General features: G+C 73.8%; 10 protein-coding genes and 1 pseudogene. 4 read left to right on the forward strand and 7 right to left on the reverse strand.

Features of this window, described 5'->3' with window-relative positions:
* Positions 1-83 precede the first annotated feature (83 nt).
* Entirely contained in the window at positions 84-989 is a 906-nt protein-coding gene (locus tag C464_RS13170) for a dihydrodipicolinate synthase family protein (protein ID WP_006114242.1), read from the forward strand.
* Positions 990-1,028: 39 nt separating this feature from the next.
* On the opposite strand, the pseudogene C464_RS13175 reads toward C464_RS13170, so the two are convergent.
* Positions 1,029-1,824 (reverse strand): annotated as a pseudogene (locus C464_RS13175) (YkgJ family cysteine cluster protein).
* Positions 1,825-1,935: 111 nt separating this feature from the next.
* On the opposite strand from C464_RS13175, the gene C464_RS13180 reads away from it, so the two are divergent.
* Positions 1,936-3,048, forward strand: coding sequence for an ATP-binding protein (locus tag C464_RS13180; RefSeq protein ID WP_006114244.1), 1,113 nt, complete (start codon positions 1,936-1,938; stop codon positions 3,046-3,048).
* A 48-nt stretch (positions 3,049-3,096) separates the two neighbouring features.
* On the forward strand, positions 3,097-3,546 hold the full coding sequence (locus C464_RS13185) for a DUF5788 family protein (protein ID WP_006114245.1): 450 nt from the start codon (positions 3,097-3,099) through the stop codon (positions 3,544-3,546).
* A gap of 39 nt (positions 3,547-3,585) precedes the next feature.
* Here the strand turns inward: C464_RS13185 and C464_RS13190 are convergent, their stop codons facing one another.
* The 6 genes from C464_RS13190 to C464_RS13215 all read right to left on the reverse strand — a co-directional run bounded on the left by C464_RS13190 (position 3,586) and on the right by C464_RS13215 (position 8,715).
* Positions 3,586-4,056, reverse strand: coding sequence for a Rieske (2Fe-2S) protein (locus tag C464_RS13190; RefSeq protein WP_006114246.1), 471 nt, complete (start codon positions 4,054-4,056; stop codon positions 3,586-3,588).
* Between the two features lie 79 nt (positions 4,057-4,135).
* Complete coding sequence (locus C464_RS13195) at positions 4,136-4,735, reverse strand: DUF5789 family protein (protein ID WP_006114247.1); 600 nt, start codon at positions 4,733-4,735, stop codon at positions 4,136-4,138.
* A 79-nt stretch (positions 4,736-4,814) separates the two neighbouring features.
* Entirely contained in the window at positions 4,815-5,756 is a 942-nt protein-coding gene (locus tag C464_RS13200; protein WP_006114248.1) for an aminotransferase class IV, read from the reverse strand.
* Positions 5,753-6,406: an anthranilate synthase component II gene (locus C464_RS13205; protein WP_006114249.1), complete on the reverse strand. Its 654-nt coding sequence runs from the start codon at positions 6,404-6,406 to the stop codon at positions 5,753-5,755. Before C464_RS13205 ends, C464_RS13200 begins: the two co-directional genes overlap by 4 nt.
* Positions 6,403-8,064 carry an anthranilate synthase component I family protein gene (locus tag C464_RS13210; RefSeq protein ID WP_006114250.1) on the reverse strand — a complete coding sequence of 554 codons (1,662 nt, stop codon included), beginning with the start codon at positions 8,062-8,064 and terminating at the stop codon, positions 6,403-6,405. The genes C464_RS13205 and C464_RS13210 overlap by 4 nt, the downstream gene beginning before the upstream one ends.
* Before the next feature lie 57 nt (positions 8,065-8,121).
* A complete protein-coding gene (locus C464_RS13215; RefSeq protein ID WP_006114251.1) occupies positions 8,122-8,715 on the reverse strand; it encodes a helix-hairpin-helix domain-containing protein in 594 nt (197 codons plus the stop codon).
* A 104-nt stretch (positions 8,716-8,819) separates the two neighbouring features.
* On the opposite strand from C464_RS13215, the gene C464_RS13220 reads away from it, so the two are divergent.
* Positions 8,820-9,278: a hypothetical protein gene (locus tag C464_RS13220; protein WP_006114252.1), complete on the forward strand. Its 459-nt coding sequence runs from the start codon at positions 8,820-8,822 to the stop codon at positions 9,276-9,278.
* The last annotated feature ends 254 nt before the right edge of the window (positions 9,279-9,532 follow it).

Raw genomic sequence — 9,532 nt, forward strand, 5'->3', positions numbered from 1 at the left:
CGCTCGCGACTCGGGGGCGCGCTCGCGACCGGCGACCCCTCGCGGCACCAACGCCTTTGTCGCCGCTGCGCGAAGGGCCGCCCATGCCGGTCCTCGACCTCCCGCGCGCCGCCGTCTCGCCCCCGATCGTCACCCCGTTCGACGCCGACGGCGACGTCGACGCCGACGCGCTCGCGAGCCACGTCGACGCGCTCGTCGAGGTCGGCCTCGACGGGATAGTCCCCTGCGGGACGACCGGCGAGTTCGCCAGCCTCGCCGACGACGAGCGCCGGACCGCGGTCGAGACGGTCGTCGACGCGGCCGACGGGCGGGTCCCGGTGATCGCCGGCGCGGCCGACACCGCGGTCTCCCGGGTCCGCGACCACCTGTCGGCCGCCGCGGCCGCCGGAGCCGACGCGGGGCTCGTCACCCTCCCGTACTACCACGCGTCGACCGACCCGGCGGGGCAGCGGGCGTTCCTCGACGGCGTCGTCGACGACCCGCCGCTCCCGGTCCTCCTGTACGACATCCCGGCGACGGTCGGCGAGTCGATCGACGTCGACGTCCTCGCCGACGCGGCGGGCCGCGAGTCCGTGATCGGGATGAAGGACACGACCGGCGACCTCACCGACCTCGAGGCGAAGCTCGGCGCGACGCCAGACTCCTTCGCCGTCTTCCAGGGCGTCGACGCGCAGCTCTACCCGAGCGCGAGCCTCGGCGTCGACGGGGGAATCCACGCCCTCTCGCAGGTGATCCCGGAGGTCTTCGTCGCGCTCGGCGAGGCGATCCGCGACGGCGACGACGAGCGGGCGCTGACGCTCCACCGCCGCGCGGTCGCGCCCCTGTTCGCCCGCTGCGCCGACCACGGCTTCGCGCCCGCGACGAAGGTCGGGGCCGCGCACCGCGGGTTCGTCCCCGACCCCCGCGTCCGGCCGCCGCTCACGCTCCCGGACGAGGCCGACCGCGAGGCGATCCGCGCGGACGTGGACGCGGCGCTGGACGTGGTCTGAGAACCGGAACGGCGGAACGACCCAGTCCGACCGCGCCCGCTACTCGCCGCCGATCGGGGTCCCGTCGGCCGCCTTCGGTCCCTCGGAGTCGAAGACGACGACGTCGCCGTCGGTCCGCTCGCCGGCGGTCGGGTCGTAGCCGTCGCGGACGCCGATCGCTTCCTCTAACTCCCGCACCGCGCGCTCCTTCAGCGCGGCGGCCAGCTCCTCGGCGTCCCCGCGGGAGATGTCGCGGCCGAGCCCCTCGCACTCGTGAGCGCGGACGACGCCCGCCNCCATCAGGATGTGTATAAGAGACAGGGCTCGTCCCGTCGAGGGCGACGCTGAACGGGTAGGTCCGGCAGATCAGCGGCCGGGCGTCGTGGACCGTACACGCGCCCTCCCCGTCCGACTCCTCGTAGAAGGTACAGTCGCCGCAGCCGTCGGTCGCGAGCGCCCACTCGAACGTTTCCCCGCTCGGATCCCCGTCGGCGTCCGTCTCCAGTCCGAACGGCATCGGCCGGGCCACGTCGCGCCAGTCGTACGCCTCGCCGGACTCGCCTTCGGCGGCGTCGGCGACCCGGCGGACCTCGTCCGGGAAGACGGTCGCGGTGTGGGGCTCGCGGTCGGCGTCGCCGCCGTGGCAGCCCGACTCGGCGTCGCCGTCGTCGCGGCGGTCGGTCCCGGCCTCGTCGACCCCCTCTCCCGCGGGCGCGCCGCCCGGCTCGTCGGGGGCGTAGCCGGTACAGCAGCCGCCACAGCGCGTACACTCGAACCCGACTGACTCGATGGCGTCCGCGAGGTCGGCGACGTCGAGGGCGCGGGCCGCGGCGAGTTCGGCTTCGAGCGACTCCATGCCTCGCGGTTCGGGGCGCGCGCGCAAAACCCCGGCGGTCCCGAGGGCACCGGAGCGTTATATAGCCCTCTTAGCAAGCCCCATCACCGGGCGGAAGACGAGTCCACCCGTATGGCCGCGAAGCCGCACGCGCGACTGCCCCCGGCGTACGACTCGCTTCGGGTCGGTATCGCGCTGTTCGACGCCGCCGCCGGCACCGTGGAGAGCGCGAACGACCGACTGGAGTCGCTCGTCGGGTACTCGACCGCGGAGCTGCGCGGACTGTCCGTCGGTCGGTACACCGCAAACACGTACCGCTTCTCCGAGCCGGAGTTCGCCGACCGCCTCCGCGAGGCCGCCGCCGGCGGCTCCCCGGTGTTCACGTGGCGGATCAAGCGGGCCGACGGGGAGCTGGTCTGGGTCCGCGTCTCGCTCTCGCCGTGGCGCGGCGAGGCGGAGGGCGAAACCGACGCCGTGCGAGGAGACGGCGGGAGCGGCGCGGAAGCGGAGACGACCGCGAGACACGTCCTCGCCGAGGTCCGCGACATCACCGACCACTACGCCGCGAGCCGGCGCGAGACGCTGTTCTGGCGCGTGCTCCGTCACAACCTCCGGAACGAGGCGAACAAGATCATCGGGTACACCGGCGAGGTCCTCCGGACGACCGACGACGACGGGGTTCGCGAGGCCGCCGCGGACGCGCGGGAAGCCGCGGTGGGGCTCGGCGGCGTCGCGACCTCGGTCAAGGAGATACAGCAGGCCGTCAGCCGGTCTGAGACGCCCCGCACGAACCGACTGGCCGCCGACGCCGTCCGCGACGTCGTCGCCGCGCTCGAACCGTCGCACCCCGACGCCGAGTTCGTCGTCGCGGAGCGCCGGCCCATGTGGGTCCATGTCGACGCCGCGTTCGACCACGCGCTCCGGCACGCGGTCGAGAACGCGGTCCGGCACGCCGACGAGCCGGAGCCCACCGTCGAGGTGACCGTCCGTCCGTCGCCGAACACGGGACGGGTCGAGATCCGGGTCGCCGACGCGAACCCGCACATCCCGTCGGTCGAGGTCGACGCGCTCGACGCGTTCGGCGAGGTGACGAACACGCGCCACGGGACGGGCGTCGGCCTCTTCGTCATGAAGTGGTGTATCGAGTCGCTCGGCGGCGAACTCGAGTTCGAGCGCCGGGAGCCCCGCGGCAACGTGGTTCGGCTCTACCTCCCGGCGCGGGAGCGGCCGGCGCTGTCGGCCTGACCGCGCCGGGCGAAGGAGCGAAGTACGCCCGCCGCCTACCGGACGGGCGTGAAGGAGTTCGAGCGGAAACAGCTCTTAGAGCGGGTCAACCGAGAGTCTTCGACGCTCGGCGTCGACATCCCGGAGTCGATCGAGATCCAGGGCGAGGCGATCGACCTGCGGTCGTTCGTCTTCGAGATCAAGCGCCGCGACTCGGTCCCGGCCGGCGAGCGCGACCGCGTCGACCGCGCGAAGCGGAACCTCCGACGCGAGCGGCTCGACCGGCTCGAACCGATCGAGGAGAACGAGGTGAGCTACGAGGAGGGCGAGCGGTTGGCGTCGTCGATCATCGGGATCGACCGCGCGCTGGAGGCGCTGGAGGGGCTCGACGCGCCCGACCCGGAGACGGAGGCGAAGCGGCAGGAGGCCGCCGACCGGAAGCGCTGGATGAACTTCTTGAAGAAGGCGCTCGGCCGCGACGACGCCGGCGGCGGGGGCGGCGGTCGGACGCGCTTCTGATCGGGCCGACGCGTCGACGACGCTCGCCGACCGAGGCGCTCAGTTCCCGGTGAAGTCGATCCGCGAGCCGCTGCCGTCGCCCTTCCCGGCGGAGGGGCCGAGCCGGACGAACTCGTAGGCGTCGTCGTCGAGGTACACCGCGCCGTCGGCCACCGCGACGCCCACCGATTCGAGGACGGCCCCCTCGCAGGGCCCGAAGTTACAGTAGCCGCCGTCGGCCTCGAAGGTGGCCCCGTGCGTCTGACAGAACACCTCGCCGTTACGCACGAACGCCCCGTCGTCCTTGTCGAGGCGAACGTCCGTCCAGTGCTGGCAGTAGTTCCGGAACGCGCGCACCTCGCCCGCGGCCCGGGTGAGGACCGCCTCCACCTCCGGCGACCCGTCCTCGCCCTCCCCGAGGTCGCCCTCGCCCTCGTCGACCGTCTCGGAGTCGATCGGGCGCAGCGTCGCGAGCAGCGTGCTCTCCTCCGGAACCTCCTCAACGCCGGCGATCCGGCGGCTCTCGTCCATGTCCGTGGGAGGCCGGCGACCGGCTTGAACGTTGTGCGTTCCCCGGCCGAGCGGATCTGTCGCCTCCGGGCGACCGCCGTCAGACCCAGAGCCACTCGTCGTCGCGGACCTCGTGGCCGTGGTCTCGGCAGTAGCTCGCCCCCTCTCGGCGCACCGCCCGCGACCCCGGAACCGACTCCGTCTCCGCGATCCGGTCGACGACCCAGTCGGCGACGGCGCGGACCCCCTCCTCGTCGTCTAGCTCGTCGACGTCGCTCAGCGCGCGGAACGTCCGCTCGAACGCCTCGCGTTGCGACCGCCCGAACTCCTCGTTCGGGAGTTCCGCCGCCGCCTCGACGACCCGCTTCATCGCCGCCGCGACCGCCGGTCGCCGGACGCGCTCCGAGACGGCCGCGGGCGCGTCGAACGCCTCCACGTCGGCGTCGGGGATCAGTTCGGCGACGGTGTACGCGCGCGCCGGCGACTCGAGCTCCCGGTCGCCGACCGCGGCGACCACCTCGCGGCCCGTCGCCGGGAACGAGAGCGGTTCGAGCGCCGCCTCGAGGGCGTCGACGGCCGCGTCGTCGACCGGCGGCTCGGCCTCGTCGCCGCGGGCTAACTCCTCGTCGATCTCGCGCTCGCGCTGTCGTCGCTCCTCGTCGGCCGCCTGTTTCTCCCGTCCGTCCTTGTTGTCTGCCATCCGTCATCTACGGTGTCCGGCGGCATAACTGTGCGCCCGATATCGGTCGAAAGAGCCGGAACGGCGGCGTTTCGGCCGATCACAGCCGCTCGCCGTCGTAATACCGCTCCTCGACCCGGCGGTCGAACAGCCGCGAGAGGAGGGTCGTGAGCGGTCCGGCCACCCCCTCGCCGTCGCCGTCGACCGCGATGCCGTCGACGGTCGCGACGGGACGGACCTCCCACGTGGAGTTCGTGAGGAACACCTCGTCGGCCTCGCGGACCGCGTCCGGGGCGTACGTCCCCTCCTCGACCGGGATCCCCTCCGACTCCGCGATATCGATCACGGTCGCCCGGGTGACGCCGGGCAGGATCGGACCGTCGAGCGACGGGGTCCGGAGCGCGGCCCCGTCGGCGAAGAAGAGGTTCGCGGTCGCGCCCTCCGCGACGTTGCCGTCCGGGTCGAGCATGAGCGCCTCGTCTGCGCCCGTGACCCGGAGTTCGAGCCGCGCCAAGATCCCGTTGAGGTAGTTGTGCGTCTTCGCCGCGGCCGGGAGCGCGCGGCTCGCGGGCTTGCGGACCTTGGTCGTCTGGAGCGCCGCGGGGCCGTCGTGAACCGGATCGCTCCCGACGCCGCCGCGGGGGAGCGGCTTCGCGATCACGACCACGGTCGGGTCGACCTCGGGCCGCGGGTCGAGCGTGCCGGGCTGGACGCCCCGCGTGACGGAGAGCTTGACGTACGCGTCCGCGAGGTCGTTCGCGGCGAGCGTCTCGTCGACCCGCCGTCTCAGCTCCGCGTCGGCGATCCCGTGGTCCAACCCGAGCGTCTCGCAGGTGTCCGCGAGCCGGTCCGCGTGCGCGTCCCACCGAAAGAGGTCGCCGCCGTACGCGCGCATCGTCTCGAAGGCCGCGTCGCCGTAGGCGAACCCGCGGTCCTCCACCGAGACGGTCGCTTCGCCGGCGGGGACCACCTCGCCGTCGACGTGGTATCGCAGCGAGTCGCCGTCGCCGGTCGCTTCGGCCCCTCCGCCCGCGCCGCTCATCGCTCGCACACCTCCGCGAAGTTCCGGACCATGCGCTTCCCGCGGGGCGTGAGGATGCTCTCCGGGTGGAACTGGACGCCGACGTGCGGCTTCTCGCGGTGGCGCACGCCCATCACGACCTCGCGCTCGTCCTCGGTGCGGGCGGTCTCGACCAGCTCGTCCGGGAGGTCCTCGCGCTCGACGCACAGCGAGTGGTACCGCCCGACGCGGAGCCGGTCGGGGAGGCCGGCGAAGACGCCCTCGCCGTCGTGGGTGATCGTCGAGGGCTTCCCGTGGACCACGTCGGGCGCGTGGCCGACCCGGCTCCCCCGGCTCGCGCAGAGCGCCTGGTGACCGAGGCAGACGCCGAACACGGGCCGGTCCAGCTCGAAGAGCGCGGTCGATACCCCGGCCTCGGCGGGGGTTCCCGGCCCCGGAGAGACGACGACGCCGTCGGGGTCGAGCGCGCGGACGGCCGCGAGGTCGACCGCGTCGTTCCGCCGGACCGTCACCGCGCCGGCGACCTCGCCGACGTACTGGACGAGGTTGTACGCGAACGAGTCGTAGTTGTCGACGACGAGGATCCGCGCGTCGGCGTCGCCCGCGCCCGGACGCCAGCCCCCGTCGGCCGGTCTGGTGGCGGTCCCCGAGTCGGCCCCGCCGGCCGTCATCGCTCCGCCACCTCCTCGGCCGGCTCGTCGACCGCCATGCCGCCGGCGGCGAGCGCGTCGTCGACCGCGCCCACCAGCGCCCGCGCCTTCGCGAGCGTCTCCTCGTACTCCGCGTCCGGGTCGGAGTCGTGGACGATCCCGGCCCCGACCCGGAGGTGGTACTCGGCGGCGTGCCGCACCAGCGTCCGGATGACGATGTTCAGCGTCGCCCGGCCGTCGAACCCGGCCGCGAACATCGACCCGGTGTACGGCCCCCGACGCGTTGGTTCCAGCTCGTCGATGATCTCCATCGTCCGGGGCTTCGGCGCGCCCGTGATCGTCCCGCCGGGGAAGCAGGCCGCGACCGCGTCCGCGAGCCCCACGTCCGGCCGCGCCTCCCCCTCGATCAGGCTCACGAGGTGCATCACCTCGCTGTAGCGGTCGACGCGGCGGTACTCGCTCACGTCGACCGTGCCGAACCGCGACACCTTGCCGAGGTCGTTTCGCTCTAGATCGACCAGCATGGCGTGTTCCGCGTGCTCCTTCTCGTCGCCGGTCAGCTCCGCTTCCAGGTCCGCGTCCGCCGCCTCGGTGTCCCCTCGCGGGCGGGTCCCCGCGATGGGCTCCGTGACGAGGCGCGCGCCGCGGTCGGGGTCGTCGGTCGGCTCCCGCTCCAAGAGGAGCTCCGGGCTCGCGCTCACGAGGTCGACGCCGGTCGGGCGGTCGCCGAGCTCGATCAGCCCGGAGTATGGGGCCGGGTTCACCGCTCGGAGCGCGTCGTACGCGTCGACCGGGTGGACCGCGGCCGGCGCCGTCAGCCGCTGGGAGACGTTCGCCTGGAACGTGTCGCCCTCGCGCACGTACTCCTTGACTCGCCGGGCGGCGTCGGCGTACCCCTCGCGGCCAACGTCGCTCTCGAAGGTCGCGTGCGCCGCGGTCGGGTCCGGGGCCGCCTCCGACGCCGGATCGCCGGCCTCGATCCGGTCGATCAGCGCCGCTGCCCGGTCCCGCCCCTCGTCGAACAGCGCGTCGAGCGCGTCGCGATCGTCCGCCGGGTCGTCGAGCCCGTCCGGCACGCGGGGACACGCGGTGACGCGGAGCGAGACGGACTCGGAGCCGCCGTCGGCGTCGACCGGGCACTCCCACGCGGCGACCCGGTCGAACAGCGCGGCCTGAAGCCGGGGGAGCCCGCGGTCGTCGACCGCTCCCGGGCCGTCGGGCGCGGCGGGCGGGAAGTCCTCGAGCTCGCGGGCGGCGTCGTAGGAGAGCCAGCCGAACGCGCCGCACGGGTACGGCACTTCGCAGTCGCCGCGCGCCAGCGTCTCGCCGTCGAGGACGCCCTCCAACGCCGCCAGCGACGGCGACGGGCGTCGGTAGTCGCCAGTGGGCCTCGCGCCGCCCCTCGCCCCGGATCCGCCGCGCTCGCCGCCCGCGTCGGCGACGACCGCCTCGCTGGAGACGGTCACCCGCTGGATCGGGTCGACGCAGAAGTATCCCCAGCCCGACTGGCCGCCGGTCGTCTCGTAGAAGATCCCGCCCGGGCCGTCTCGCGCGCGGCGGAAGGCCGCGAAGGGGTCGTCGACGGCGACCCGGAGCTCGACCGGGACCCGCGCCCCGTCCGTCGCCGCGGCCGCGACCGCGCGGAACCGGTCCCGATCGGTGTGTACCGCTCGCCTCATGTGACGCTCTTCGCCGGAGGCGAGGAAACAGTTGCGGTCGCTCGAACGCGGCCCGCCTCAGAACTCGTTCGCGCGGTCGATCCACGTCGCGGCACGCTTCTCGCCGACGCTCGCCCCCTCGGCCACCGCGGCGGCGTCCGCGCCGGCGAGGTCGCCCACTGTCTCGATGTCGATCGCGGCGAGCCGCTCGGCGTACGCCGGACCGATGCCCTTGATCTCCTCGACGCTCGGGCCGCGGTCGTCGCCGTCGACCGCGATGTCGTCGTCGCCGCCCGCCGCGGCCTCCGCCGGCTCGGCCGCCTCGTCGGCCGCGTCGTCGACGAGCGACTCGGTCGAGGCCGCGGCCTCCGTCTCCGCCGCGACCGACTCACCGCCCTCGGACCCCTCGTCGGGCCCGGCCGCTCCCGCCTCCGCCTCGTCGATCACGGCCGCCGCGGGTTCGTCGGTCTCGTCGGCCGAGGACGGGCTCTCCGCCGCTCCCCCGGTCTCGTCGGTCGCGGCGTGGCTCTCAGTCGCCTCGTCGTCGCTCGCTGCCGGCTCGGCCGCCGGTTCCGACTCGCGCTCGACGGTCACTTCGGTCTCGCCGGACTCGCGTCCGCTCGAACCGCTCCCGAATCCGAGCTTCTCTTTGAGCTTCTGGAGTAGGGCCATTACCGCCGGCTACACGTGCGAGATATTTAAAAACCGTCTCCGGGACGACTCCGCCCTCGCGGCGTCTCGCCGGTATATAAGTGTGCCCGGGGCGTCCGCCGGGTATGGACGTTCTCAACCCCGTCATGTGGTCGGTCCACGTCGGCTTCGCCGTCCTCTGGGTCGGCAGCGTGCTGTTCGTCACCCTCGCGGTCCTCCCGCCCGCGCTCCGCGGCGACATCGGGACCGCGGCGCTCGACTCGGTGGTCGGCCGCCTGCGCTGGATCACGCGGATCAGCGCGCTCGCGTTCGTCCTCTCCGGCGGCCACATGGCCGGCACGCTGTACACGTTCGAGGCGATGACGGGCACGCCCCGCGGCCACCTCGTGTTGACGATGCTCGGGCTGTGGTTCGTCGGGACCGGGCTCGTCGAGGTCGCCGGCTCGAAGCTGGCCGACGGGCTCGACGCCGACAAGCTCCGCGAGCCCGCCCGCGACGCCAAGCCGTTCCTCTACGGCGCGTCGGCCGTCTCCGTCGGGCTCGTCGTCACCGCCGGACTGCTCGCCAGCCCGACGCTGTTTTAAACGCGCTCGACGCCGGCGGTCGCCTGCGGTCCGGACGGTCTCCCGCGGTGCGGTCGGTCTTCCACGGTGCGGTCTCGTCGACCGCGCGGCGAACGCCTCCGTGGCCCCGGCCGACCGCGACCGCACCACCGGAGGCCGTTCCCGCTCGCTTCGCTGCGCGGGCGGCGACTTCCGTGCTCCCGCTCGCTTCGCTCGCGAAACCGCACCTCGCGCCTCCCCAGCCTCGTCGGCTCGGCGGTCACGACCGCCGAGCC

This window comes from Halorubrum coriense DSM 10284, from assembly GCF_000337035.1.
GTDB lineage: Archaea > Halobacteriota > Halobacteria > Halobacteriales > Haloferacaceae > Halorubrum > Halorubrum coriense.